This window comes from uncultured Oscillibacter sp. (genome assembly GCF_950073225.1).
Classification (GTDB): domain Bacteria; phylum Bacillota; class Clostridia; order Oscillospirales; family Oscillospiraceae; genus Oscillibacter.
This window is the reverse complement of sequence record NZ_CATMPS010000040.1, coordinates 1-24221: the sequence shown is the minus strand read 5'-3', so window position 1 is coordinate 24221 and position 24221 is coordinate 1. Positions and strand designations below refer to the sequence as shown.

General features: G+C 56.0%; 25 protein-coding genes and 1 pseudogene. 19 read left to right on the top strand and 7 right to left on the bottom strand.

All coding sequences use genetic code 11. From position 1 onward, the window contains the following. The 5 genes and pseudogenes from Q1M04_RS14215 to larA form a co-directional block, all read right to left on the bottom strand. A pseudogene (locus Q1M04_RS14215) lies at positions 1 to 1233 on the bottom strand (tryptophanase); the annotation flags it as partial. Positions 1234 to 1341: 108 nt separating this feature from the next. After that, positions 1342 to 2535 carry a M20/M25/M40 family metallo-hydrolase gene (locus Q1M04_RS14210; protein WP_300346899.1) on the bottom strand — a complete coding sequence of 398 codons (1194 nt, stop codon included), beginning with the start codon at positions 2533 to 2535 and terminating at the stop codon, positions 1342 to 1344. A gap of 71 nt (positions 2536 to 2606) precedes the next feature. Continuing rightward, entirely contained in the window at positions 2607 to 3515 is a 909-nt protein-coding gene (locus Q1M04_RS14205) for a LysR family transcriptional regulator (RefSeq protein ID WP_300346902.1), read from the bottom strand. Positions 3516 to 3626: 111 nt separating this feature from the next. After that, the gene (locus Q1M04_RS14200; protein WP_300448346.1) at positions 3627 to 4802 is read right to left on the bottom strand and encodes an NADP-dependent malic enzyme; all 1176 of its coding nucleotides are present in this window, start codon (positions 4800 to 4802) and stop codon (positions 3627 to 3629) included. Between the two features lie 33 nt (positions 4803 to 4835). After that, complete coding sequence (gene larA, locus Q1M04_RS14195; RefSeq protein ID WP_300346908.1) at positions 4836 to 5987, bottom strand: nickel-dependent lactate racemase; 1152 nt, start codon at positions 5985 to 5987, stop codon at positions 4836 to 4838. A 134-nt stretch (positions 5988 to 6121) separates the two neighbouring features. Between larA and Q1M04_RS14190 the strand changes: the two genes are divergently transcribed. From Q1M04_RS14190 to Q1M04_RS14150, 9 genes are all read left to right on the top strand, one after another. Further along, on the top strand, positions 6122 to 7000 hold the full coding sequence (locus tag Q1M04_RS14190) for a LysR family transcriptional regulator (protein WP_300346911.1): 879 nt from the start codon (positions 6122 to 6124) through the stop codon (positions 6998 to 7000). Between the two features lie 147 nt (positions 7001 to 7147). Next, on the top strand, positions 7148 to 7660 hold the full coding sequence (locus Q1M04_RS14185) for a hypothetical protein (protein ID WP_300346914.1): 513 nt from the start codon (positions 7148 to 7150) through the stop codon (positions 7658 to 7660). A gap of 19 nt (positions 7661 to 7679) precedes the next feature. Then, positions 7680 to 7922, top strand: a complete 243-nt coding sequence (locus Q1M04_RS14180) for a hypothetical protein (RefSeq protein ID WP_300346917.1) — start codon at positions 7680 to 7682, stop codon at positions 7920 to 7922. 596 nt (positions 7923 to 8518) lie between these two features. Further along, a complete protein-coding gene (locus Q1M04_RS14175) occupies positions 8519 to 8941 on the top strand; it encodes a translation initiation factor 2 (RefSeq protein ID WP_300346920.1) in 423 nt (140 codons plus the stop codon). Between the two features lie 155 nt (positions 8942 to 9096). Then, complete coding sequence (locus Q1M04_RS14170; protein WP_300346922.1) at positions 9097 to 9825, top strand: DUF3991 domain-containing protein; 729 nt, start codon at positions 9097 to 9099, stop codon at positions 9823 to 9825. Next, a complete protein-coding gene (locus Q1M04_RS14165) occupies positions 9765 to 10550 on the top strand; it encodes a zinc ribbon domain-containing protein (protein ID WP_300346925.1) in 786 nt (261 codons plus the stop codon). The genes Q1M04_RS14170 and Q1M04_RS14165 overlap by 61 nt, the downstream gene beginning before the upstream one ends. Positions 10551 to 10573: 23 nt before the next feature. Beyond that, complete coding sequence (locus tag Q1M04_RS14160) at positions 10574 to 11326, top strand: metallophosphoesterase (RefSeq protein WP_300346928.1); 753 nt, start codon at positions 10574 to 10576, stop codon at positions 11324 to 11326. A gap of 333 nt (positions 11327 to 11659) precedes the next feature. Further along, entirely contained in the window at positions 11660 to 12010 is a 351-nt protein-coding gene (locus Q1M04_RS14155; protein WP_300346931.1) for a recombinase family protein, read from the top strand. A 56-nt stretch (positions 12011 to 12066) separates the two neighbouring features. Further along, a complete protein-coding gene (locus Q1M04_RS14150) occupies positions 12067 to 12639 on the top strand; it encodes a KilA-N domain-containing protein (protein ID WP_300346934.1) in 573 nt (190 codons plus the stop codon). Positions 12640 to 13013: 374 nt separating this feature from the next. Here the strand turns inward: Q1M04_RS14150 and Q1M04_RS16245 are convergent, their stop codons facing one another. Together Q1M04_RS16245 and Q1M04_RS14145 are read right to left on the bottom strand one after the other, a co-directional pair. Beyond that, positions 13014 to 13235 carry an HAD hydrolase-like protein gene (locus tag Q1M04_RS16245; protein ID WP_300561503.1) on the bottom strand — a complete coding sequence of 74 codons (222 nt, stop codon included), beginning with the start codon at positions 13233 to 13235 and terminating at the stop codon, positions 13014 to 13016. Next, positions 13174 to 13368 carry a hypothetical protein gene (locus tag Q1M04_RS14145; RefSeq protein ID WP_300448339.1) on the bottom strand — a complete coding sequence of 65 codons (195 nt, stop codon included), beginning with the start codon at positions 13366 to 13368 and terminating at the stop codon, positions 13174 to 13176. The genes Q1M04_RS16245 and Q1M04_RS14145 overlap by 62 nt, the downstream gene beginning before the upstream one ends. 790 nt (positions 13369 to 14158) lie before the next feature. On the opposite strand from Q1M04_RS14145, the gene Q1M04_RS14140 reads away from it, so the two are divergent. The 10 genes from Q1M04_RS14140 (at position 14159) to Q1M04_RS14105 (ending at position 23875) form a co-directional block, all read left to right on the top strand. Next, entirely contained in the window at positions 14159 to 16309 is a 2151-nt protein-coding gene (locus Q1M04_RS14140) for a pentapeptide repeat-containing protein (RefSeq protein ID WP_300346937.1), read from the top strand. A 3-nt stretch (positions 16310 to 16312) separates the two neighbouring features. Continuing rightward, on the top strand, positions 16313 to 17116 hold the full coding sequence (locus tag Q1M04_RS14135; RefSeq protein ID WP_300346940.1) for a hypothetical protein: 804 nt from the start codon (positions 16313 to 16315) through the stop codon (positions 17114 to 17116). Then, the gene (locus Q1M04_RS14130) at positions 17106 to 18446 is read left to right on the top strand and encodes an alanine racemase (protein WP_300346943.1); all 1341 of its coding nucleotides are present in this window, start codon (positions 17106 to 17108) and stop codon (positions 18444 to 18446) included. Before Q1M04_RS14135 ends, Q1M04_RS14130 begins: the two co-directional genes overlap by 11 nt. A 7-nt stretch (positions 18447 to 18453) precedes the next feature. Continuing rightward, complete coding sequence (locus tag Q1M04_RS16240; RefSeq protein ID WP_366140838.1) at positions 18454 to 18600, top strand: hypothetical protein; 147 nt, start codon at positions 18454 to 18456, stop codon at positions 18598 to 18600. 1 nt (position 18601) lies between these two features. Further along, a complete protein-coding gene (locus tag Q1M04_RS14125; protein WP_300346946.1) occupies positions 18602 to 19747 on the top strand; it encodes a radical SAM protein in 1146 nt (381 codons plus the stop codon). After that, a complete protein-coding gene (nadE, locus tag Q1M04_RS14120; RefSeq protein WP_300346949.1) occupies positions 19744 to 20664 on the top strand; it encodes an NAD(+) synthase in 921 nt (306 codons plus the stop codon). Before Q1M04_RS14125 ends, nadE begins: the two co-directional genes overlap by 4 nt. After that, positions 20642 to 22045 carry a class I adenylate-forming enzyme family protein gene (locus tag Q1M04_RS14115; protein WP_300346951.1) on the top strand — a complete coding sequence of 468 codons (1404 nt, stop codon included), beginning with the start codon at positions 20642 to 20644 and terminating at the stop codon, positions 22043 to 22045. The genes nadE and Q1M04_RS14115 overlap by 23 nt, the downstream gene beginning before the upstream one ends. Continuing rightward, positions 22042 to 23016, top strand: coding sequence for a hypothetical protein (locus tag Q1M04_RS14110; protein ID WP_300448334.1), 975 nt, complete (start codon positions 22042 to 22044; stop codon positions 23014 to 23016). Before Q1M04_RS14115 ends, Q1M04_RS14110 begins: the two co-directional genes overlap by 4 nt. Before the next feature lie 95 nt (positions 23017 to 23111). Further along, positions 23112 to 23321: a transposase gene (locus tag Q1M04_RS16235; RefSeq protein WP_366140837.1), complete on the top strand. Its 210-nt coding sequence runs from the start codon at positions 23112 to 23114 to the stop codon at positions 23319 to 23321. A 140-nt stretch (positions 23322 to 23461) separates the two neighbouring features. Then, positions 23462 to 23875 (top strand): IS5 family transposase, encoded by a 414-nt coding sequence (locus Q1M04_RS14105; RefSeq protein ID WP_366140836.1) that lies wholly within the window; start codon positions 23462 to 23464, stop codon positions 23873 to 23875. Positions 23876 to 24221 lie beyond the last annotated feature (346 nt).

Below are 24221 nucleotides of genomic sequence, written 5' to 3'. Positions count from 1 at the left end.
TACTCGCACTGCTTGGCCCGGTCATGCTGATAGCCAAAGTCACAGGACTCATACAGGCCGCAGGCCAGGGCCATGATGTCCCGACCGCTCATGCCGCCGTAGGAGTCGTTGCCGTAGCAGGAGATCTGCTTTACCTTCAGCAGGACGCCCACGTCGGTCTTGATAGAGCCGTCCTCATTGAAGTCGGAGAACTTCTGCCAGAAAAGCCCACGGTCACGGAAGGCCAGCATGCCGCCCATGTTGGCGTGGCCGTCCTTTTTCGCGGACATGGTGAACGCATCGCAGTAGGAGAACATTTCCGTGGCGATCTCTGCGATGGATTTGTCCTCATAGCCCGGCTCGTTCATCTTGATGAAGTACGCGTTCTCCGCCCAGCGGGCCACGTCGAACACCAGGGGGATGTCATACTTTCGGGAAACCCGGTGAATCTCCTTGATGTTGGCCAGGGAGACGGGCTGTCCGCAGATGGGGTTGTTGGTGATGCAGGTGAAGATCAGGGGCACGTTCTCGGGACCCACGCCCTGGATCAGCTGCTCCAGCTTGTCGATGTCCATGTTCCCCTTGAAGGGGTTTTTCTCGTACTTGCCCCCCCTCGGGAACCTCATACAGTAGCTCCTTGTTATACAGGTTCCGGGGGATGGAGCCCATCTGCTTGATGTTGCCCTCGGTGGTGTCGAAGTGGCCGTTGGAGGGGATGGTAAAGACCTTGCCGGGGTGGCGCTGGGCCAGAATCTTCTTCACAATCTCCATCAGCACGGACTCGGCGGCCCGGCCCTGCTGGATGATAAAGCTGTTGGGGCGCTCCATCTGCGCGGCGCCGCCGTTGAAGAGGCCTCCCTCATACTCGCAGAGGTACAGCTCGTTCATCATCTTCTCCACGTCCCGGCAGTCGGTGCGCACCAGGTCGATGGACTTCTTCCAGTTCTTCTCCCCGCCCCGCTCAAAGATGTCGCGGAAGGTATCCAGCAGGACATAATAGCCGGTGTTCCGGCCATAGGCCTCGTCGCCCAGGAAGAGGGTGGCCCACTGCTGGTTGGTCATGGCGGTGGTGCCGGAGTCGGACAGCATATCCACGGTCAGCATTCCGGAGGGGAAGGCGAACTCGTTGTAATGCGTGGCCTTCAGGGCCCGCTCACGCTGCTCCACGGTGGCCTGGGGCAGGTCCCGCACAACGTAGGCGCAGTGCTGGGGCATGGTCACATTCAGGGGATAGTGCTTCGCGTTCTTGTCCATTTTGAGTTACCTCCAAGTTTGGCTTTCGCCAGTATATATTGGAAACCCCGGTCGCCGCGGAGAGAGTACACGGCTGGCGGACAGTACCCACAGAAGAACTCCAGACGCTCAGGCCTCGTGCCCAAAGCCGTCCTGCAGATCATAAATGGCGCAGGCGGCCAGAACACAGCGCCGGAACAGGGATTCTACATTCGCGTATTCCTCAGCGGTATGGCTCCCCGCTCCCCAGGGACCCATGCCGCACACGGTGGGCACGCCGCTGGACACGGTCACGCCGGAATCGGAGAGCCCTCCCACCCGGCAGCTGCTGACCTCGCCAAAACCGCAGGCCGCCGCTGTTGTCCGCAGGTGCTGAAACAGCCTCATCACTCCATCCGTGGTGTCCATGCAATGCATGATTTTACTGTCGTCCAGCTCCGCTGTGGTATCGGGAACCGTATGATGGGAAACAGCCCGTTTCAAAATATCCAGGATTTCCCGCCCGATCTCTGAGCTTGGAAACCGGACCCCCATAGTAATGGTGCAGGTATCCGGGATTGTATTTGCTCCCATGCCTCCCTGCACGACGCCGCAATTGATGAGCCGCCCTCGGGCAATGTCGTTTCCCGACTCAATCTCCACAATTTTGTGAGCCGCCTCTAAAATGGCGGACCGCCCGTCCTGGGGCGCGTTTCCGGAGTGAGCCGCCACACCGTGGACGGTAATGCTGGCGGGACCACCGCCGCTGCGGCCAATGACAAATTGGTCCTTCTGCTCCTGGATTCTGCCGACTTCAAAGTTGAACGCCGCTATCGCGCCCACGGACTCCGCCGCCAGAACATCCTTTGCGTTGGAGAACATATGTAAATTCTCCTCGTCTCCCGCAAGCAGGAATTTGACGGGCCGCTCCTTCCAGCCCGCTTCCATCAGGGCTTTCACAGCGTACAGCGCCACGACCAGGCCGCCTTTCATGTCCAGCACGCCGGGGCCGTGGGCCATGCCCGCTTCGTCAATACGGAAGGGGTTTGCCGCCGCCGCGCCTTCGGAAAAAACGGTGTCCATGTGCCCGATCAGCAAAACAGGGGCTTTGCCGCTCTCTAGGTTCCATTCGCCGATCAAGAAATCACCGGCGTTTTCCATGGGGACAACCCGCGTGGAGATTCCCGCCCGCTCCATCTCGCGCCGCAGAATATCACGCACTGCGTTGACACCCGCGATCTGCCGGACTCCGCTCTCCGTATTTACCAGTTCCTCCCACAGCGCCGTCATAGGCTCCCGCTGACTGCCAATATAGCGCTGAATGGTTTTGTATATTTCTTGCATGATCCGTCCCCTTCCTCTACCATTTTTAGTTATTTTAACACGAAACAGCAGGGCTGTCTAAGCTGAAATTTTTATAGCCCGCCATAACCGGCAGGGTATAGCGACTTCAATTGCTCCACAAAATCCTGGGCTTCCCTGCTGAGAGTCTCCCTGCGGCGCTGTATCCATCCCGTCGTGATTTTCAGGCCGCAGTTCCGAATGGGGACCGTGCGAATGCCATAGTCTGCAAAAGCCATCGCCGTGATCCTGGTACCAAACCGGAAGACGTCCGTGGTACGGAGCAGGCTGATAAGCGCGCCGCCGTCGTTGGTGTAGATCACCCTTTGAAACCCGGTCAGCCGCACGCCGTCGATTTCCAGGCAGAAGGTCAGATTTGAGAAATAGTCGTCCGGCTGACGGACGATGGGGTAATCCAGCAGCTCTTCCATGGTGACCTGCTCCCGGTCATACAGCGGGTGGGCCGGGCCCAGGTTCGCGTACCAGGTGTCGCTGCCAAGCTCGAAAAACTCCGAATTTCGAAGCATACGCCGCATGTCCTTGCTCTGCATCTGATTGAACAGCACAAAGCCCAAGTCCGCCTCTCCGCTTTCCACCATCTCGATCAGCTTCTGGAGACGCACCTCCGTCAGCTTGAGGGAAAGCTCCGGGTGGCGGCGGTAGAACCGCCCCAAAAGCTGGCCCATCATCACCGAGGGATAAGACGCGATGGAAAGAGACCGGGGCGCCGTCTCCTTGCCGAGGTTCTCGATCATCGCCATCTGGTCCATGATCGTCCCGGCATGCTGGTACAGCCTTCTCCCCGCCTCCGTCAGCACCGCTCCCCGGTTGTTCCGGCAGAACAGTTCAACCTTCAGTTCCCGCTCCAGGTCCCGGATCGCCTTACTCAGATTCGGCTGCGTAGCCAGCAGCTTTTCCGCCGCCTTGCTGAATCCGCCCTCGTCCGCCACCGTCATAAAATACACCAGCTGTTGCAGCTGCATACAATCACCTCTCATGGTATCAAATTTCCCGGGCGCGCAAATCACACCCATAAGAGCCTTTCCGCTCAATAGGGAAAAACCGCTGGTGTCCCAGCGGCTTTCCTTTCGTCTTTAAATTCTCGCCACGCCGGAATCCCGGGCGGCCTTCTTCACGGCGGCGGCCACGGCGTCCTTGACCCTGGGGTCGAAAGCGGCGGGGATGATGTATTCGGCGCTGAGCTCTTCCTCAGAGATCAGGCCCGCCAGCGCCTCCGCGGCGGCAATTTTCATGGCGTCGTTGATATCGCTGGCTCTGGCGTCCAGAGCGCCCCGGAAGATGCCAGGGAAGGCTAGGACATTGTTGATCTGGTTGGGGAAGTCGCTGCGTCCGGTGGAGATCACCGCCGCGCCGCCGGCCTTGGCCTCGTCGGGGAAAATCTCCGGCGTGGGATTGGCACAGGCAAAGATGACGGCATCCTTGTTCATGGTTTTTACCATTTCCGTGGTGACCGCTCCCGGCGCGGACACGCCGATGAACACATCCGCCCCAACCAGCATATCCGCCAGCGTGCCGGACCGGCGGGAGAGGTTCGTCACCTGGGCCATTTCCTCCTTAATGGGGTTCATGCCCTTGGGACGGCCCGCGTACACCGCTCCATTCCGGTCGCAGAGGGTCAGATCCCTCACCCCGGCGGAGAGCAGCAGCTTGGCAATGGCGATGGCCGCCGCGCCCGCGCCGTTCATCACCACCCGAATCTCGTCCATCCGCTTTCCCACCACCTTCAGGGCGTTTTTCAGCCCCGCCAGGGTAATGACGGCGGTGCCGTGCTGATCGTCGTGGAAGATGGGGATGTCACAGCGCTCTTTCAGCTTCCGCTCAATCTCAAAGCAGCGGGGCGCAGAGATATCCTCCAGGTTGACGCCGCCGAAGGACCCGGCCAGGAGGGCCACCGTGTTCACGATGTCGTCCACTTCCTTGCTCCGCACGCACAGAGGAATAGCGTCCACGCCGCCAAAGGCTTTGAACAGGACGCACTTGCCCTCCATGACGGGCATTCCCGCCTCGGGGCCGATGTCCCCCAGGCCCAGGACCGCCGTGCCGTCTGTGACCACGGCCACGGTGTTCCAGCGGCGAGTCAGCTCATAGCTCTTGTCCACGTCCTTTTGAATTTCCAGGCAGGGCTCCGCCACGCCGGGAGTGTAGGCCAGGGACAGTGCCTCTTTGCTGTCCACCGCCGCCCGGGGCGTCACCTCCAGCTTTCCCTTCCATTCGTAGTGCAGGCACAGAGACTCTTTCGCGTAATCCATGATATACTCTCCTTTTCAAAATAGATTCCTTGTCTATAACAAACGCTCAATCACATTGGGCAGGGTAGACCCTCCATAGGGCATGGCGAGAACGGTCGCGCCCGGTCCCCGCTCCGCTATGGCGGCGTCATACGCCTCCTGGAAGGTGGAAAAAGGCCTCATGAAAAGCCGCTCCACAAGGGTCTTGTCCAAATCGGAAACCAGATAAACGCCGGCTTTTTTCACCGCCATGGCAATCGCCGCCGCCTTGTGACCTCCCAGGCAAAACTCCCGCTGTATCCGCCGGATCAGGAAATCCGGCGAGGGAGCGGACAGCATCCACTCCTCAAACACCCTCTCCCCCAGTCCCTCGGCGCAGGACCCAATCAGCACCACCACGCCGCCGGGCTTCACCGCACGCAACGCGTTGTCCAGAGCCTTTTGGGTCTGGTACAGGTTCAGGTCCTTCGGCGCACCCCCCTGGGAGACCAAGACCACATCCGCCCGCTCCTGGATGTCGACGCGGTATATGGAATCCAGAAACGCGCAGCCCGCCCGGTGGGCCAGGGTTATGTCGCCCGCCACGGCTTTCACAATATTCTTTTGCCCATCCAGGACCACGTTGAGCATAAAATCCGCGCCCACCATGGCGGCGGCCTCCTCGATATCCTCCCGGACCGGATTGCCCTCCAGCAGGCCGGAGCGGGCCTCGGGACACACCATGCGGCTGTGATTGGCCTGGATAGCGGCTCTGGTGGACACGCCGGGCATGATGGCCTTCGCCCCACCGGAGTACCCGGCAAAATAGTGGTATTCGATGTTGCCCAGGCAGATTCGCCGGTCCGCTTCCGCCACCCGGCGATCGATGTCCACCGGCGTGTGGTTCCGGTGGCTGCCCAAGGCGAAAATCAAGATAATATCTTCCCGCCGGATCCCGGCGGCATACAGCTCGTCCAGAAGTACGGGCATCACTTCCCAGGTGGGCATGGGCCGGGTAATGTCGCTGGTAATCACGGCGACGGTTTCTCCGGGCCTTACCAGTTCCCAGAGGCGGGGCGTTCCGATGGGATGCGCCAACGCCTCTTCCACCGCCGCCCTTCCAGCAGGGCCGTCCGGGAGCGGCTTGTTTTGCAGAACTCCAAGAAGCCGATAGTCCTCCACTGTTACCATCTGGATCCCCGTGCCGATTTTAAAGGGGATATCCACTTGTTCCGCCTCCCCTCTCTGGATAGCTTTATAATAAAATCTTTCTTCATGTTCGTCAAATATAGTTTTTCTTGATTTTCATAAGAAAAATTGATATAGTCAAGAAAAGCATCTCAAAAAAGGGGAAATTGACCATGAAGCTCCAGCAGCTCCGTTATTTTGAAGCCGCCTGCCGACTTGGAAGCATCTCCCGCGCCGCCGAGTCCCTGCGAGTATCCCAGCCGTCGGTATCCATGGCCATCCGAGAACTGGAGCGGGAATTTGGTGTGGTTCTGACCGTCAAACGCTATCAGGGATTTGACCTGACAGAGGAGGGTAAAATCCTCCTTGAGATGTCCGGCAGTCTCCTCCGCCATGCGGACCACGTCTCGGAACAGATGTGCCTCCGGGGCCGCCGTCGCCGACCCGTCCACCTGGGGATGCCGCCTATGATCGGAACGGTTTTGCTTCCCGTCCTGTATCGGGCCTTGGATCACCTGGAGCCGGACATCCTTCTCTCTACCGAGGAGCTGGGAACCAAAACGCTTCTCCATGACCTGCGGGAAAATACGCTGGACGCAGCGTTCATCTCCCACCGTCTTCCTGTGGGGCAGGAATTCTCATCCCTGTCCATTGCGGAGATGGAAATCGTCTGGTGCGCCCTGCCGGGGCACCCCCTGGCAAGCAGAGCGTCCGTTTCTGTCCGGGAGTTGGAGACAGAACCCCTGGTGCTTTTCAACAGCAGCTTTTCTGTGGGAGAGTTGCTTCTCCAGCAGTTTGCGGAAGCCAGAATAGACCCGAGTATTTTCCATACCACCGCCCAGCTCTCCACGGTACAGAGCCTGATCCGCAGCGGGGCCGCCTCCGGTTTTCTTCTACGCCCTATGGTCAGCACTATGCCAGACATCGTCTCCCTGCCGTTAACGCCGAATCTCTTCGTCCATGTCAGCCTGGTCTGGAAGCAGAAACCTTTTCGAGATATGGAACGGCTTATCTCGTTGTGCAAAACAATATCTTTGCCGGATATGGGTTAGGCGCAATCTGACTCCTCTTCCTCATCGCCAGCGCCTTTTTATTTATACATTTCCCTACCCTATTTGGAAGGGCATGATTTATAATCGTTGATAAAACCACTTCCACTCAAGGGCGAAATATGTTATACTGAATTTGAGGTGGGTACTATGCGATTCATGCCATTTGTTTTTGACAGCGCAAACCAGCAAATTCCTGTATCCATTTTCCCTATGGGTCCGGCAGACGCTGCCGCAACGGACTCTCCTCCAGTCTGGCAGACATCGTGGACAAGCGAATACCTGGACGATGAGCGCTTTGATAAGTACGCCGCAAAAATCAACGATGAATTGATTGCTTTGGGAGCCTATGAGATTCTTGAAAACGCTTTAGTCGTTCACCTTGTCTATATGGAAGCTCATCCAGCCTCGAATCCAACTCTTGACAGAGGTACTCCAAAATACAGAGGCATTGGACGGATGATGGTCGCATATGGGATCAAACTTTCAATTGACCATGGACTAGCTGGAGACGTAGTGCTTGAGGCCAAAACGGCAGAATTAGCGCGGCATTATGAAAAGGATTTCGGAGCGGTCAAACTGCCGTCATTCGAAGCTTCCGCACCCAGATATTTGATTGCGGATGAAGCTGCGAAACGGATATTTTTCACCTATCTTGTTTGATTTTAGGGAGGTGCTCTGCATGGCAGCAAATATTGAACAGCCCATTTCTGATGCGGAATGGTACTGCCGCAAAGATTCAGAGTCGGAACGCTTTTACGAAATCTTTTTCTGGCTTTGCCGGAAATACGATGTCCGCTGGGCCAACGCAGACGAAAAGGAACGTCAGTTTATTGAGGAGGTTACCCGGGTAACCTATGAACGAGACAAAGCCTCAAGGCTTGGCCTTCCTCTGAGTGACGTTCGTCCTTCTTTTGCTTCTTGACCCACAACTTGACCCACGATAGAAAAAATCTGGGCGGAGGCACCGGAGTGGATAGGACGCTAAAATGACAAAATCCGGGCACGAAAGGCCCGGATGGAGCGAAAAGGCCACTGCCGCCCTCCCTATCGAATATTCACACGCATGAGGCCACTGGTTCGAGTCCAGTAGTCTCCACCAAGTCTCGTTGACAAACGAGATGCAGTCAAAAATCCCGCACTTCGGTGCGGGATTTTTGCACATAAATGCGGGAAACTAAAAATAATAAAGAACAAATATCACACATTGGAAAAATCAGGGGGCGTAAAATAAAAATAACGCGCCGGAGATGCAAATTCGCCGGATTTGGGGATTTCAGGAAACACGCATGACTCGAACTCCCCACCTCTCCAAAATATCAGTCTGATAAAAGGAAAAAGCCCTCCGTGGCCCGCCGGGATACCTCCGGTGCGCTGCGGAGGGCTTTCTGCATTCTGCCCGGCCCGCTGCTGTTACATTTGCTTCATTTGTCTCCGGTTCCTTGGTGGTAATGGTGAATAGCTTTCTCCATGCCTTTCGAGTATACTTGCTTTGCAATCAGCGGAAAGGAGAATGACACTATGCCAGCCACAAAGAACCTCTGCGCACAAATCAGCCTCGACCTGCATCAGAAAATTTCTGAAGCCAGAGAGGCCGCGGGCCTGACCACCGCACAGTACATCACCGAGCTGCTCACCGAATACTTCAAAATGAAAGAAAACGGAGGGAACATCACCATGACGAACAACACTACCCGGACCCTGGCCTTCCAGATCTCAGAGGAACTTTTCCAGCGGATCAAGGCCCACCTGGAGTGCGAGAGCGCCCGCCTCGGCAGAAAGGTCACTCAGCGGGAGTTCGTCCTGGGCGTGATCGAAGGGGCCTTGAACATGGCCGAGCCGATGGACGTGGACGAGGGCTATGTCGGCCCCTGTGAGGCCCAGCCGGAGGGTGGCGACACCCAGCCCCAGGAGGAGGGCGCCCCCGCTGCGTTGAGCGCGTAACGGGCCGTGTGAGGCCAAACAACCAAATGTCAGATGAGAAGCCCCCAGAGCATCCTGATTACCGGGATGCTCTGGGGGCTTCTTTTCGTTTCGCCAGAAGGAGGAGGTGAATCATTACGAAACAAAATGCAGCCTTTCGTTTCACAGACGAGGAGATGGAGACCGCCAAGAACACAGACCTGCCGTATCTGCTGGAGCACCTGGGCTACAGCGTCCGGCGGGTGGGCAGTCGGTACCACACCACCAGGGAAATGGACAGCCTGATGATCAAGGACCGCCGCACTTGGAAACGGTACTCCAACGGTAAGGGCGGGGACGCCATCACGTTCCTCCAGGAGTTCTGCGGCAAGGATTTCCGGGAGGCCGTCAACTACCTGCTGGAATTCAACGGCAAGCGCGCCAGGGACTCCCCCGCCCCGCGCCCCAAATCCGTCCGGCAGGAGGAAAAGCCTGCCTTTGCCCTGCCCATCGCCAACCGGGATCAGCGGCGGGTATTTGCCTATCTTCAAAAGAGAGGCATCGCCCCCCAAGTGATCCGGGGCTTCATCGACTCCGGCTTGCTCTACGAGGACAGCCTGCACCACAACTGCATCTTCGTGGGCCGGGAGGTTGGCGGTAAGCCGGTGTTCGCCAGCAAGCGCGGCACCTATGACCTGAACGGCTCCGGCTTCAAGGCAGATGCGGCGGGCAGCGACAAAAGCGTGGCCTTCCGCCTCCCCTGCGACCCGGCCCTGGATTGGGTGGCGGTGTTCGAGGCGCCCATCGACCTGATGAGCTTCTGCACCCTGCACCGGGCGGTCACCAGCAACGCCGTGAGCTGCCTATGTACTACAGCAGGGACCATCACCCCGCCATCATCCCCAGGGATATCTATTACCGGGTGAAGGAGGAGATGGCCCGCAGGGCCAGCAAGCGGAAGGTGATGCAGAAAAGCGCCAAGACCGAGCAGGGCAAATACTCCGCCAGATACGCCCTGTCCGAGCTGCTGGTGTGCGGGGAGTGCGGTACGCCCTACAAACGCTGCACCTGGGCCAGAAACGGGAAGAAGCGGATCGTCTGGCGGTGTGTCTCCCGACTGGAATTCGGTACGAAATATTGCCACAACTCCCCCACGCTGGACGAGGACAGGCTCCACCGGGCCATCGTAACAGCACTGAACGAGTACGGCACCATCCGGAATGAGGTCAAAGCCGATGTCCTGGAACTGGCGGAGCTGGCCCGGAGCGGCGGAGAGGACAGCGGTATGAGCCTTCTGGAACTGCGGCAGAGGCTGGATGCCCTGACTGCGGAACAGGCGGCTCTGGTGGACAAGATCCTGGAGACCAAAGATGATGCGGAACTGAACGCCCAGCTTGAAATGGTGACGGCTGAAAAGCAGAGTGTTCTGGATCAGATCGCGGCCTGCCAGCAGGATGCGGAACAGCAGGCCGCCCAAGCCTCCAGGCAGCGGGAGATGGAGGAATGGCTGGATCAGCAGCCCATGTGCTTCACGGAGTACGATGATACCCTCACCCGCAGGTTTGTGGAGCGGATCACCGTGGTCGACGCCGAGAGCATCCAGGTCAAGATTAGGGATACAGACGTTGTGATCGATGGGAAACTGTGCTAAAATAGCGCATGGAGGAATATGACATGGCACTTTTCATAACAGGCGACACCCACGGCGATTTTACGCGCTTCAAGAAGAAAATTTTCTATGAGCAGGCGGAGCTGACCAAGGATGACTGCGTCATAATCGCCGGCGACTTTGGAGGCATCTGGGACGGCAGCGCGGAAGAACGCCACTGGCTGGACTGGCTGGAGGCAAAGCCCTTTACCACTCTGTTTATCTCCGGCAATCATGAAAACTTCGATATGCTGGCTGAGTTCCCGATTGAGGACTGGCACGGCGGCAGAGTGCAGTGCGTCCGCCCCTCGGTGATCCACCTGATGCGAGGGCAGATCTACGACATCCAGGGCAAGACCTTCTTCACCATGGGTGGGGCCAGCAGCCACGATATCCAGGACGGCATCCTGGAACCGGACGATCCTCTATTCAAGAAGAAATGCAGGGAACTGAACGCCAGGGGTGCGATGTTTCGCGTGAACCACCGCTCCTGGTGGAAAGAGGAACTGCCCAACGAGGAGGAGTACCAAGCTGCCAGGGCCAACCTGGACAGAGCGGGCTGGGCGGTGGACTACATCATCAGCCACTGCTGTCCCTCCAGTGTGCAGGACGAGTTGAGCAACGGATTTTATCAGGCCGATGCCCTGACGGATTTCCTCGATGAGATCGCCCAGCGGTGCCGGTTCCGATACCAATTTTTTGGACACTATCACACCAACCGGGTCATACGGGAAAAATATGTTCTGCTGTACGAGCAGATCATCAGATTGAAATTGTGAAAAGAGTCCGACAGGGCGGGAGCGCAATAGGCTCCCACCCTGTCGGACTCTTTTCCTCTAAAGCTACCGACCGCCAGCGGTATAGAATAGCCTGAAAGCATTGTAGCACAACGGATACGAGGTTGCATCTTTTTTGTCAACGAGAGACATAGTAGACAAAACCTGTGTGTAACGATAGTTATACGCAGGTTTTGTTATTCTTGTTTAAATTGCATTAAAACCGATACTAGAAACTGGCTATAATTACATGTCACAAGTGTCATCAAGCAGATTTGAGGAGATTAGTTCTCTCTTAAACCTGCTTTTATTTATGTTTAAGAAAGAGGGACCGTTATGAAACTTCCATATGGCTATGTTTTGGTTGGCGAAGAAGTCGCCATACATGAAGAAAACGCTAATGTTGTCCGCAGCATATTTGAGTATTATCTTGCCGGAGCCAGCTTGGGGAAAATTGTTGATATGCTCTTTGTAAAGGGCGTATCCTCCCCGACAGGGAAATCCAAATGGACCAGGGCGGCTGTGGATAAGCTCCTGGCCAATAAGAAATATATTCCAATTGTTGGGATAAGCGTGTATATGGATACTCAGTTTGAAAAGGATCGCCGGTGTAATGTGGATTATGGCAAAGCTGGACATCCGAGAAAATCGACCAGATATCAGTCCTCCTCCATAGAAATGGAATAAAGCTGTACAAATCCTGTCCTTTCTGATATACTTGTGGAAAAGGGGAGAATGGGATCATGACAGAGGAAGAAATCGGTGAACTTTACACACGCTTGGCATTTCAGTACGAGTCCTCGATTGATTCGCTTTTAGCGAGACGAATCATATACACGGATCTTGCTACTACATCGAGAGAGAAGCTTTATGATTCGCTGAATGAAGAAAAACTACGGACATCTAAAAAAATCAGGGACTACCGAGAAACTATGTGCCTATACAGGGGGCTGATGACCTGCAAGGATATGGTGTCCTTGACCGAGTTGGCAAAGCAGTATTTTGAAGAATCTCCCGGTTATGTCATTCAAAGTTGGATGCGCAGCCGCAATACTTTGGAGTTTCTCCGCCAATGGGAAAATGACATGAATGAGGAATTTGACGATAGAGCCTGTGAGGAACTAATTCACCAGGGGCATACAACATCGCTTACCATTACGCCATCTTTGTGGATTCGAAGGCCCCATGCTGTCGGAATGTATGTAAAACAGGGCAAAGGTGGAGGCGTGAGCGCTTACCCTGAAATTGCTGCGGACTTCAGGCTATGGTTAGATCCAAAGGCGAGGTTAGCCGTGGTTAGGAAATATAATATATGAAATATTCAATAGGAGAAAATCTCCTCAATGCTCAATGCAGGACTGGATAAAAACCCTGTTGCCAAAACAGAGGTCGGGGGGTATATTAAAATAAGCTACACTGGATGGGGAACGCACAGAATAATTTTTTGTCTGAACACCAGCCTTCCACAGCTTTTGAATGGTCCTCCGCTCTTCATAAGTTCTGGAGGTATAGCAAACCATACCATTTTCACCACCTATTTTTATAAAAAATAGTATGCACGTTACAAGCTAATTATTGCTTGCTCCATGCAAACTAATAGTAATGGCTGCTCGTGACACTGCTCCATCTGAAAAATTTGTGAGCCCCACCGCGTCGTTTAGGGGCAAACCAGTTCTGTTCGAAAGCGCTGCTATAAAAGAAACCCGCCGCTTGGGAACAGGCGGCGGTTCAAAACGGGCTGGCCCTCTAGGGAGTAGAAAATTCCCCGGACGCCGGCGTTTTTGGGGCAGACCATGTCCAGTGTCCGGTCCCCGACGCAAAAGACCCGGTTTTGTTCCATATGGTATTTCTCAATCAGGTAGAGTAGAGTGTCGGGGGGCGGTCTTCCAGGGGAAGCCGTTGAGGTTGACAACGACCTCCTGAAAGTAACGGGCTATGTGCAGAAGCTTCGGCACCGGCACGGTAATGTCACCCCGGCGAGTGTAAACAAAGTGGACGGCCCCCAGGTCCGCGAGGGCGGAGAGAATATTTTTACCGTGGGGCATGGCGGAGTTCTCTAGAATCCGCCTGCCACTGACAGCAGGGCAACGCTCTTTGAACCGCTGGTAAGGCAGACCGGTGTCCGCCGCAATTTAGTGGAAAAAGGCACTTGGGGCAGTGTCACGCAAGAGCCACTTTTCTTTTCGTGCCACTTATGATATAATCCTTATAAAGTGGCCATCCCCGCGCGGCACGCCGTTGGCGGATATCTTCCCTGTGGAAGTGAGGAAATACAGAGAGATGGAAAAGATCTGGTTATGGACAAGGAAACGCAAAAGAGCAATTATCTGTGTGTCCTTATTCCTCGTGGTTCTATTCCTTTTCCGGGAGCACATGATCCAATTTCTAAAAAGCATTCTCTCTCCCCCGTTCAATTTTGAAAAAGGGGCGCCGCCTGACGATCAGCGAAGCACCATGTGGCCGGTCATTATATCCATGACCGTCACACTGCTGGGAAGCATCATCACAACCTATGTGTTTTCAAAAGATACCCTGGACGGCATCCTGGATGAACGGCCCTATTACCGCGAGGTCATCATAGAATACAGGCGCAAAACGATGTTCTGGTTACGGCTGTATATTGGTTTTGCAGCGATCTCCGTTTCTCTCGTTTTCGTCTTGTATTTTGTTTTCTATTTTCAGGAGCAGCGGTTCCCGGATTGTGTGCGTATCTTTGTATTTGGATTATGCCTCGCCATCGGCGCTGTTTCCATTTTCTTGATCTTCCGGTGTATTTACCCGGAAAAGCACTTGCAGGAATGCGCGGAAGAGCAACTAAACGAGATGATGAGCCAAATGAAAACGTATACCAGGTACGGTCATACCGCTGTTCTGCTTCCAGATGTCCAGACCATCTCACTTGCCTCCTGGCTTCAGATTGAGGAGGAGTCCGGCGCCGGGGCAATCTCTTACCGAAAGTTTATCTCAGTCTTTTCAAAATGGGAGCAGCTTCTGGTCCTGCTGGCGCAGCAGCAGCCGGACGGTGGCTCTGCCAGCATGACGTTGAGCCAGCAGATTGAATTTACCATCGGGACGGGCTTACACGCCTACCGGAAGGAGGCGGACGGTACGCCTCGGGATAGTTTTGAATGGATAGACGCCCGGCAAAACGGCTGGTTTTTGCACGTCTGTCGGGAGATCATAGCCTGTGAGGAGTCCCTGGAGCGTTCCGCTCAGACGTTGGTTTCCGGCCAGCGTCTGGGCGCCGCAAAGGAAGCCGGCATGGATACGCATCCCAGCGCTCTGGATTGCTTTATGGACGAATATCTCTTTCTGGCCCGATACCGGGACCTGTGCAAGGTCATCCTGGACCGGGTGGAAGACGACGCACAAAAAGAGGGAGACGATCCCTTTCGGAACATCATGGACCGCAAGCGGGATAACGGCGGGGACCAGAATCTGGCCAAGATATTCTATCTCTTCCTCGCCGGCCTGTTCACCCAGGCCCTCCGCACCGCGCCCACCATCCGGCTGTTTTTCCCGGCAGGGGTTTTCATGGCTGCTGATTTCTATAACATCCGCATCAACGACTCCCTGTTTCGTTCCTCAAACTTTCAGCACTCTATCTTTGCTAGGGCCAAGATCAAGGACAGCAATTTCGGCCTCTCCCGCTTTGAACAGTGCAACCTGTACGGTGCCGACTGCCGCGACTGCACCTTCACCAACACGTTCTGGAAGGACTGCTTCCTGGAAAGCACTCTTTGGGAGAACGTGGACTTCACCGGCGCGGAGCTGAAACAATGCCGTCTGAGGGACGCCCGCTTCCACAACATCGTTCTCCAAAATTCCTGTCTGCTCCATCCTGCGCTGGGCGGAAATGATTTCCTGGACAGCCGGCTGGAAAAAATTGAACTGGTTCTCTCCTGGAATTGCGGACACATCGATATCCAAAACTGCAACTTCTCCAACTCAATTCTATCTGGAATTGTTTTGCGGCTCAACGGAACGCCCAAGCCTTTTTCCAGCCGGTTTCCTTCCCTGAAAGCCGAGATGGACCGTCCGGATCTCCGGGAGTTCCTCCTCACCGGCGGTCAAAAGAAGGAGGACGTCTTCTCGAAAAGAATGGACGCGTTCTCCCTTCCCCCAGATCTCTTCTTCCCTTCCGCCGGCGCGGAGGTCCAGGGTTATAAGAGCGTGTGGAAGGACATTGAGAAAAACACGGCCATTCGCATGGACGGAAGCGTGTTCCAAAACGCCTGCTTGATCACTCCCTGTTTCTACCGGACGTCCCTCACCCAGAGTATCCTCAACGGCGCACAGATGGACGCCGCCCGCATTTTCGGCACGAATCTCTTCGGCTGCATCATGCCCGAAGCCAACCTGCTGGGCTCCAGGCTGTGGGCCGTGGTGCTTCAGAGCGCTGTGCTGACGGGTGCGATCTTTTTCCGGTCCCGCTGCAAGCTGGTGAATTTCGAGGATGCGGCTCTGCAGAACCTCCACGCCTCTGAGGCGGAGTTCCATGGTTGCTCCTTCAGCCGCAGCGATTGCAGCCATATCGACTTGACGCGGGCGGCGATCCGAAACTCCGCGTTTGCCGACAGCGTTTTAACCGGCGCAGAGCTCACCGGCGCGGAGTTCTCCTCTGTCCGCTTTGACAACAGCGTTGCGAATTCCATGCTGGCCACCTACACAACTTTCCGGCATTGCTACATGGGCGGCGCCGGGCTGCGCGGTTCCAGCTTCAATTCCGCGGCGTTTGAGGACTGCAACTTCCGCTTGGCGGATTGTTCCGACAGCGTCATTGCCAATGTCACGTTCAAGCGGTGCAGCTTTGCCGGGTGCAATTTCAAGAACACACGCTTTATCAGTGTCAAAATCGAGGACTGCACCTGTTTGGAGACCGCGGAATTTGAGGGTGCCCTGTTCATCAACCTGGAACTGAAGGGCGAGAACAGGCTTTTGGAGCCGGAAACCGCGTTCCCCAACTCGCATTTTAAGGAAATATAGCATATGTACTACATCGGGAAATATTTTGATACCTTTGAAATGGCCCTGGAGCAGCTGCTCTACGCGGGGCATTGCCGGCCTATTCCTTTCATAGATTGTCTGTGTCTCCGCTGTTTTGGGTTCCGGACCGAGGGAGCGGTGGAAACCTGGTTTCAGCCCTATGTGTCACTGCCGGCCTCCATGCAGGCGTTCTCCGCCGCCGTTGGGCTTCAAATGAACTGCAAAGAGATTCAAACCCTGAACCAGCTCCCCGGCGGATGCGGCGAGGCCCTCTTGGGACCGGTGACGGAGGGAATTACCGCCCCAGAAATCCAAAGCTACTACTATAGAGCCGGAACCTATCTCTTTCTGCGGCGGTGCTCTTCAACCGAATGGATGGTGTACGACCCCCGGGGCTGGCCCGGTCTGCCGCTTCCCCAGGAGCTCCTGGACCGCCTCATTCCCCCTTGTGGGACCTTTTGCATATGGCTGGCAGGCCCGGGAGGGGGAACTCCTGCGAACCCGCGGGACATCCTTGCGCGAGGCCTGGCATACCACAGGCGGATCGCCGAGGATGAGGACAGGCAGCTCACCCGAGCCTGCGGCGGCTATGAACCCGGGAGAAAAAACGACCTTTCCCTACGCTATGCCGTGTGGAATCTGCTCCAGCGGATGGACAAGGTCTTCACCTTGGCCACCGCCTGCGGCTGGGACGTGGAGACCCGGTATCAGGCGGAAAAGCAGCCCCTGTTCTTCGTCGGCCCGTCTGACCCTATGACCCTACAGGAGGCCATCTTGAACATGTGGAGGATTTTGGATGACGGATGATAGTCTGCGGCTGTTTCAGCCGGATGACGGAACCTGGGAGGAGCTGTGCCGGAAAATCCGGGGAGAAGCGGCGCCCTTCTATCTGTTCCATGAGCCCAAAGCAAGAGAACATGTCCAGGCACTCCGCCGCAGTCTAGGAGGAACCGCGAAGATTGCGTACGCCATGAAGGCCAATCCGTGGCTGGCCCGGGCAACCGGGGCCGACTATATCGAGGTCTGTTCTCCAACGGAACTGGACATTTGCGCTAGGCAGCAAATCCCGGGCAAACAGCTACTTGCTGACGGGATTTGGCAGTCGGACTCGTTTTTGGAACGTGCCCTGAAAATGGGCGTGGGGCGCTTTGCGGTTCAGTCCTGTTCCCAGTTGGAGCGGCTGCTGTCCCTCTCCCGTGGGAGGCCCCTCTCGGTGCTCCTACGCGTCACCAGCGGGAATCAATTTGGCATGGACTGCGAGGAGTTAAAAACTTGCCTGACGGCATTTGGCCGAGACGGGCGCGTCAAGGGACTCCAATACTACCCGGGAACGCAGCGGCGGGACATTCGCCAGGTCCGCCGGGATCTGGCCTGTTTGCGGGAGTGGATTTCCGGCTGTGAGCATCTGGGGGCACCTCTGGAGGAAATCGAATTCGGCGCGGGAATCGGCGTGCCCTATTTTCAGGGGGAGTCCCCCGAGGACTATGCCGCCCTTTTGGATGTCGTCGCGGAATGGATCCAAGAGATGGAACCCCGCTGCCGCATCACCTACGAGGCCGGGCGGCTGATTACCGCCTCCTGTGGAATCTATGTGACCGAGGTCTTCGCCCAAAGGCGGCGCGGGAACCGGCACTTTCTCTTTTGCAGCGGCGGCACGAACCACCTGCGCTATCACGGCGGTGCCCTGGGGGTGCGGACGCCCCTCCTGCGGGGACTGTGCGCCGCCCCAACCGGCGTTGGGGAAACCACAACGGTCTGCGGCCCTCTGTGCAGTGAGAGCGATGTTCTGGTGCGCGAATGCCACACATTGGACAGCGGAATCACCGCCGGAGACCGGATCGTCTTTTTCGGGGCGGGGGCGTATTCCGCCACCGAGAGCCCAAACGTTTTTTTAGGGCTAGCCTTTCCGCACATTCTGTTATATAATGGATTAGATATCACCATCTCTCCGAATCCTGTCGGGTTATGTTGTGATACCGCTGAAAAATCTGCACACGGGAGCGACCATCATGAAATTGCTTGTTATCCAGCGTCAAGTCATCGAAATCATCCAAAAGCAGTGTGCGGACTCCGGCGTCCCCCGCAGGACACAGCCCATTACGGCGGAGACCGCCATCCGGGAGGAACTTGCCTATGATTCCATTATGCTGGTCGTTCTCCAGATTGAGATCGAGGACCGGTTCCGCTTCCGGTTCAACCCCGCGGAGGAGGATTTCCTGCAGATCTTTTCCACAGTAGGCGCCTTGTGCGCCAGCATACAGCGTCATATAGATATACACGATGAAATATAATTTGATATTAAAAAAGTTTGCGTATGAAGCCTACCGGGCCAGGCCGGTCCTTCCCCCGTCACAGCGCACAAATTACCGCATCGAGCGCGTGAACGGCGGCCTGCTGTGCGATTTATGGTTTTTGACAGCCGGCTGCGCTCATGACGCCAGCGGCGGCTGCGTGATGTGCAACTACGGCAAGAACAACGCCCCTGTCACACAGGCGGAAGAGGACCGAATTCTGGAGGAACTGCGCCGGATTGTTTCAAAGCTTCCGTGGGACTTCGAGGACTTTCTCCTCACCTCCAGCGGCAGTCTCCTGGACCCCCGGGAAGTATCTCCCAGAATGCGGGAGGGGCTGCTGGATATCCTGAAGCCGGTGCGGGCGAAGCGCCTAATCATCGAGACTAGGGCCGAGACCGTCACGGACGAGGGGCTGCGATTCCTGAAGCAGTTTGCCCCCGGGAATGAAAAATACGTGGAAATCGGCTTGGAGTCCAGCAATGACTGGGTGCTTCAGCACTGCCTGAACAAGGGATCTTCCTTTGCGGATTTCTGCGGCGCGGTTCAGCGGATTCACGCCCATGGACTCCGCGTGACCGCCAATGTGGGACTGGGCTTTCCCTTCATGAGCGAGCGGGCGTCTATCGAGCACGCGGTGCAGTCTGTTCGGGACGCCTTCCAGGTCGGGGCGGACAGCGTTGTCCTGCTCCCCTACCATGTGAAGCAAGGCACACTGATGGACGTGATGTTCCGGCACGGTATGTATCAGTGCGTGTCCCTCTGGTCCCTTGTGGAGGTGCTCCACCGTTTCCCAGAGGAGGCGGACCGGCTTCAGATATCTTGGTATAAGGACTATTTCGGTCCGGAATATTCCTTCATTCGCTCCTCCCCCCGCACCTGCCCAAGCTGTGCCGGCGATGTCATGGAGGAGTTGGATCGCTATCGGAATGACCCCTGCAGGGCGCGGATTGACCACCTGAGCGAATACCCCTGCGTCTGCCACGCAGCCTGGCAGACGGCCATGGATGCGCAGCAGCCTGAAGTGGATCTCCGTCGGGTCGAAGCGCTATACCGGCGTCTGGCCGAGGTCATTTCTGTAGAGCCATCCCTTTTGGAGCGGGAGTTGTCTCGATTAAAACACGAATATGGAGCGTGGGTGAAATGAAAACAACCAGCAGCACCCCATGGGCTGAGTGGGAAGTACAGCGGATTCTGGCCTTTATCAAGAATTTTGCGGCAGAGGATGAGCGGGTTGTTGTGCCGGTTTCCGGCGGCCTCGATTCCGATCTGACCGCACGGCTCTGCCGTAAGAGCCTGGGCCGTGAGCGCGTAAAACTGTTTATCGTCGTGCAAAGCGATCTGGAGCCCAAGTTTTTGGTCAATGCCCGCGCCCTCGCGGAGGACCTGGACCTTCCCCTGGCGGAGATACATCTGGAGCAGGCAAACGAAGCGCTGATGAGCGCTTTGGAACAGGGCGAATCAGAGCCTCTCTTTCACATGAACATGGCGCTGGACCCGGCAAAGGCCAAATGCTCTGTGCGCTCTTCCGTACTCTCCTGTTACCAGGACAAAGGTTTTTTAATCGCCGGAAGCACCAACCGCAGCGAAAAGGAGTTGGGATTTTTCCTGACCTTCGGGGACAACCTCGCCCATTTCAAGCCGCTGGCCCACCTTTATAAATCCCGGCTGTACCCGCTGGCGCGGATTATGGGCACAAGGGAAACTGTGCTGACACAGGAGCCCTCGGCGGGCTTCTGGAGCGGGCAGACCGATGCGGAGGATCTCGCCTACTGGATTGTCAATGACGGCCCGATTATGATCCCGCGGCACTTTTCCACTGCGGAAAAGGCGCGGGTGCAGGAGTTCTCCCCATTTCTCACCTACGAAAATATCGACCAGGTGCTGGAGCTCCATGCCCAGTCGGTTTCGGAAGCCGGTATTATCTCGCAAACTTCCCTGCCCGACGGTGTGGTGACGGGAATCATACATATTGTGGAGAAGGCCAAGCGTCTCAAAAACCGGCCTCTTCTCGTGGAACTTCCGGGGGAAGGAGACAGCTGTGCTTTACCGCAGGCTGATTGAGGATCGGATCGACGACTCGGGCGTCGTTCTCTCCGACGGAACGCGGGACTATACAATCCGGCAGATACATGAGGCCGTCAACGGTTGCCGCCTGCTGTTTCGGGAACACCGTCTCCGAAAAGGCGACCGGGTCACGGTGAGTGACAGCAACCCGGCGCTGGCCGCTTTTACGTTGCTGGCCTGCATCGCGGAGGGCTGCATCTGCGTCCCGCTCAGCGACTGTCTGGATTTGGCCAGTCGGCGGGAAATACTCGAGAATTGCGCCCCGGCCCTGGTAGTCTCCAGTATTCCTCCCCCCGTTCCGTCCGTCGGCGGTGGTCGTGCGCTTCAGGCGGAGGACACCGCGGTCTATCTCATTTATACATCCGGCTCCACCGGAACCCCCAAGGGCGTCCTCGGCTGTCAAAAGCAGATTTTCTTTTGTTGCGAGGCGATTCTCTCCCGGCTGGAGCTTACCCGCAACGACCGCATTCTCTGTGCGCTGCCCCTCTCCTTCGACTATGGAATGTACCAGATTTTTCTCGCGCTCTTCAGCGGAGCTTTCCTGTTTCTGGACAGTTCCAGAATGCTCCAGCAGATTCCATACCTCCTGCGCTGCCAGGCCATCACGGTGCTGCCCACGATCCCGACGGTTGGAAATCTACTGCTGAAAACGGCGGGGCTTTGCGCTGCTCCTGACCTGCGGATGATTACATTTACGGGAGAGCTTCTCCCACTGCCGCTGATCCGGGAGTTTTACGCCCGGCTGCCGGCGGTGCGCCTCGTCCCCATGTACGGCCTGACAGAGTGCAAGCGCGTGTCCATCATGCCGCCGGGGCGGGAGGACAAGATCCTGGCCGGCTCCTGCGGCCAGACCTTGGACGGAGTGACGGTCCGCCTGGAGCATGTGGACGCGGAGACCGGAATCGGAGAGCTGGTTGTAGAAGGCGGCAACGTGATGGAGGGCTATTGGGGCCACTCAGATGGAGAGGAGGATCCCTTTTTTGTGAACCCAGACAACGGGAAACGCTGTGTCCGGACGAAGGACCTGTTCCGCATCGACGCCGAGGGCTTTCTTTTCTTTTGCGGGCGAAACAACGATATTCTGAAGATTCGGGGCTACCGGGTCAACCGCGGCTGGATTGAAAACCGGTTCCGCCTCTGCCCGGGGGTACTGGAGGCCGCTGTGATTGGCCTTCCGGACGCCTTCTCCGGCGAACGTGCCGCCGCGGTGCTTCATATAAATTCTTCCGCCTCCCAGCAGAGGGCTTTGGAATGCCGCAGCACGCTTCCCTCCTATCTGCGGAATATGGAGCTCCTGTTTACGGAGTCCCCGCTTCCAAGGAACCGAAACGGAAAGCTCGACCGGGAGGCGCTGCGGAGTCTGGTGGAGGAATCGTGAAAGTATACAGCAATCAGGTGTGCTGCGGCAGCTACGCCTGTTTGAACGTCATACAGGACAGCGCCATTGACGTATCCCTTTTTGAGCTCTCCACGGGAACCCCCTTTGGAATCCGCCATTGCGAGGACGAGCATTTCGACCGCCTGCTGACCACTTTCCGCGATCCGAATCAGGGCTTGGACTATGCGCTGAGACTCTGGGGATACGATGTCACTGCGGTCTCCGTTCCGTCCTGTCAAAAATGTCTGGACCTTCTGCGAAACCATGGACCAGGCCGGGTTGTCTTGGGTCCGGTCAACATGGGCGGCCTGGAGTATTATCCAAACGCGGCTATGCTCCACCGGATGGATCACTACCTCGCTTTGGACTACCATTCGGATCGTGAGATCATCTGCACAGATTCTGAGGGACTTTCCGGCCTTCAGGTCACGAGGGAGCACTTGGAAAACTGGATCAATGTGGACGGGATTCCGGAGGCACAGCAGCGATTTACCCTCCGCTGGATACGCTATCAGCGGGCTTGGGACATTGCTGAAATCCTCGCGGCTTCTCTCCGGAGAGCTACCGGTCATTTGCAGGAGGCGGAAGTGTGCGGGCAGGGGGCGGAAGCCGTCAGAAGCTGCCTGCGGTATCTGAGCCAACACAGCGGCTTTCAGTGGCGACTTCCTTTTCTCTATGATCTGGAATATCTTTACCAGCGGAAGTGCCTGTTTCAGGTGCTTTTAACAAAGCTTCAAAACAAGGGACTCCTCGCGTCCGAACAGACAGACCCCCTTCGGCGAACTGTGGAAGAGCAGCAGTCTTTGCTGAACACCGTCTACCGGGAACTGCGGTGGGGTGCAGAATTTAACGAAACTCCTTTGCTACGCTTTGCGGAATTGGAGCAAACCCTGACGGCGTCCGCCGCACGATGCGCCGGTCTTCTGCCGGAGCAGGGAGGAACCCCTCTCTCTGCTGGTCACAACTTTTGAAATTACGAATTGTAAAGTAAAAATAGGCCCCTGCCCTAAAGGGTGTCTTCAAACAAAGGATAGACAAATCAAGGAAGCAGCAGTAAAGTAAAGGCATGAAACGACATGAATTGACAGAAGAACAGTGGAATAAGGTGAAAGAGCTGCTGCCGCCAGAAAAGCCGACACATGGCGGAAGGCCCGGAAAAGACAATCGGGTAATGCTCAATGGAATCCTGTATTGGCTGAATACAGGAATACCTTGGAGGGACCTGCCGGAGCGGTATGGCCCTTGGAAAAGTGTGTACACCCGGTTTCGCCGGTGAAGCCTGCAAGGTGTTTGGGAGCATGTTTTTGAAGAGCTGATTGCCCAGGACATTGTGGATGGGAGCACCCTGATGCTGGACAGCACCACCATCAAGGTCCACCAGCATGGCATCGGCGCAAAAAAGGGGGCAACGAAGCATTGGGACGCAGTCGGGGCGGATTGAGCACAAAAGTCCACGCGGTAGTGGATGGACTGGGAAACCCACTGCGGGTTCTGCTAACACCAGGGAACCGTAATGACATTTGTTATGTGCAGCAGTTGCTGGAACCGTTTGATTTGCGGGGTAAATATGTTATCGCAGACAAGGGATATGACAGCGACCGCTTTGTACACTGGCTGGAAGAACGCGGAGCCATTATTGTGATCCCAAGCCGAAAAACTGCCAAGCGTCCTCGCGACATTGACCGGCATATTTACATGGAACGCCATTTAGTGGAGAACTTGTTCCTCAAATTCAAAACTCATCGTCGTTTTGCCACCAGATATGAAAAACGTGCCAGCCTGTTCTTTGCGGTTACCTTGCTTGCCGCTATCCTCGTTTGGATTACTTGACTTTGAAGACACCCTCTAGTAAACTGTGAACGACCCTACCCAATCTGAACAAATTGTTGTCAGTTGTTCGGATTAGGTAGGGTTGTTCTTTGCCTGTACCCCCTGTGCTTTAAGGGGTACAGGCTTTTTCAGATTCGGATGCCGTGTGACACTGGTCAAGAGCAAACAAGTCAAAATCAGATCACAAAACGTAAAAATGAGAAACCAGCCCCTCCTATAATACTAAGCTGCAATAAAAAATAGCATTTTAATAAATGCTGTGATATAATAGACACGGTGATAAAATGAAGTATAAATTCAGTGCAGAACAATATCTAGAAATTAAATCAGCCCAGAAAACTAATCG

What these genes read in the sequence shown, in the direction of transcription:
- Q1M04_RS14165 (WP_300346925.1), top strand. Translation starts at nt 9,765, where the DNA reads ATGTACTACAGCAGGGACCATCACCCCGCCATCATCCCCAGGGATATC.
- nadE (WP_300346949.1), top strand. Translation starts at nt 19,744, where the DNA reads ATGAAAACAACCAGCAGCACCCCATGGGCTGAGTGGGAAGTACAGCGG.
- Q1M04_RS14140 (WP_300346937.1), top strand. Translation starts at nt 14,159, where the DNA reads ATGAAAACGTATACCAGGTACGGTCATACCGCTGTTCTGCTTCCAGAT.
- Q1M04_RS16235 (WP_366140837.1), top strand. Translation starts at nt 23,112, where the DNA reads ATGAAACGACATGAATTGACAGAAGAACAGTGGAATAAGGTGAAAGAG.
- Q1M04_RS14185 (WP_300346914.1), top strand. Translation starts at nt 7,148, where the DNA reads ATGCGATTCATGCCATTTGTTTTTGACAGCGCAAACCAGCAAATTCCT.
- Q1M04_RS14210 (WP_300346899.1), bottom strand. Translation starts at nt 2,535, where the DNA reads ATGCAAGAAATATACAAAACCATTCAGCGCTATATTGGCAGTCAGCGG.
- Q1M04_RS14170 (WP_300346922.1), top strand. Translation starts at nt 9,097, where the DNA reads ATGGAGACCGCCAAGAACACAGACCTGCCGTATCTGCTGGAGCACCTG.
- Q1M04_RS14205 (WP_300346902.1), bottom strand. Translation starts at nt 3,515, where the DNA reads ATGCAGCTGCAACAGCTGGTGTATTTTATGACGGTGGCGGACGAGGGC.
- Q1M04_RS14160 (WP_300346928.1), top strand. Translation starts at nt 10,574, where the DNA reads ATGGCACTTTTCATAACAGGCGACACCCACGGCGATTTTACGCGCTTC.
- Q1M04_RS14135 (WP_300346940.1), top strand. Translation starts at nt 16,313, where the DNA reads ATGTACTACATCGGGAAATATTTTGATACCTTTGAAATGGCCCTGGAG.
- Q1M04_RS14145 (WP_300448339.1), bottom strand. Translation starts at nt 13,368, where the DNA reads ATGCCCCACGGTAAAAATATTCTCTCCGCCCTCGCGGACCTGGGGGCC.
- Q1M04_RS14200 (WP_300448346.1), bottom strand. Translation starts at nt 4,802, where the DNA reads ATGGATTACGCGAAAGAGTCTCTGTGCCTGCACTACGAATGGAAGGGA.
- Q1M04_RS14150 (WP_300346934.1), top strand. Translation starts at nt 12,067, where the DNA reads ATGACAGAGGAAGAAATCGGTGAACTTTACACACGCTTGGCATTTCAG.
- Q1M04_RS14180 (WP_300346917.1), top strand. Translation starts at nt 7,680, where the DNA reads ATGGCAGCAAATATTGAACAGCCCATTTCTGATGCGGAATGGTACTGC.
- Q1M04_RS14175 (WP_300346920.1), top strand. Translation starts at nt 8,519, where the DNA reads ATGCCAGCCACAAAGAACCTCTGCGCACAAATCAGCCTCGACCTGCAT.
- Q1M04_RS14190 (WP_300346911.1), top strand. Translation starts at nt 6,122, where the DNA reads ATGAAGCTCCAGCAGCTCCGTTATTTTGAAGCCGCCTGCCGACTTGGA.
- Q1M04_RS14130 (WP_300346943.1), top strand. Translation starts at nt 17,106, where the DNA reads ATGACGGATGATAGTCTGCGGCTGTTTCAGCCGGATGACGGAACCTGG.
- Q1M04_RS16240 (WP_366140838.1), top strand. Translation starts at nt 18,454, where the DNA reads ATGCTGGTCGTTCTCCAGATTGAGATCGAGGACCGGTTCCGCTTCCGG.
- Q1M04_RS14155 (WP_300346931.1), top strand. Translation starts at nt 11,660, where the DNA reads ATGAAACTTCCATATGGCTATGTTTTGGTTGGCGAAGAAGTCGCCATA.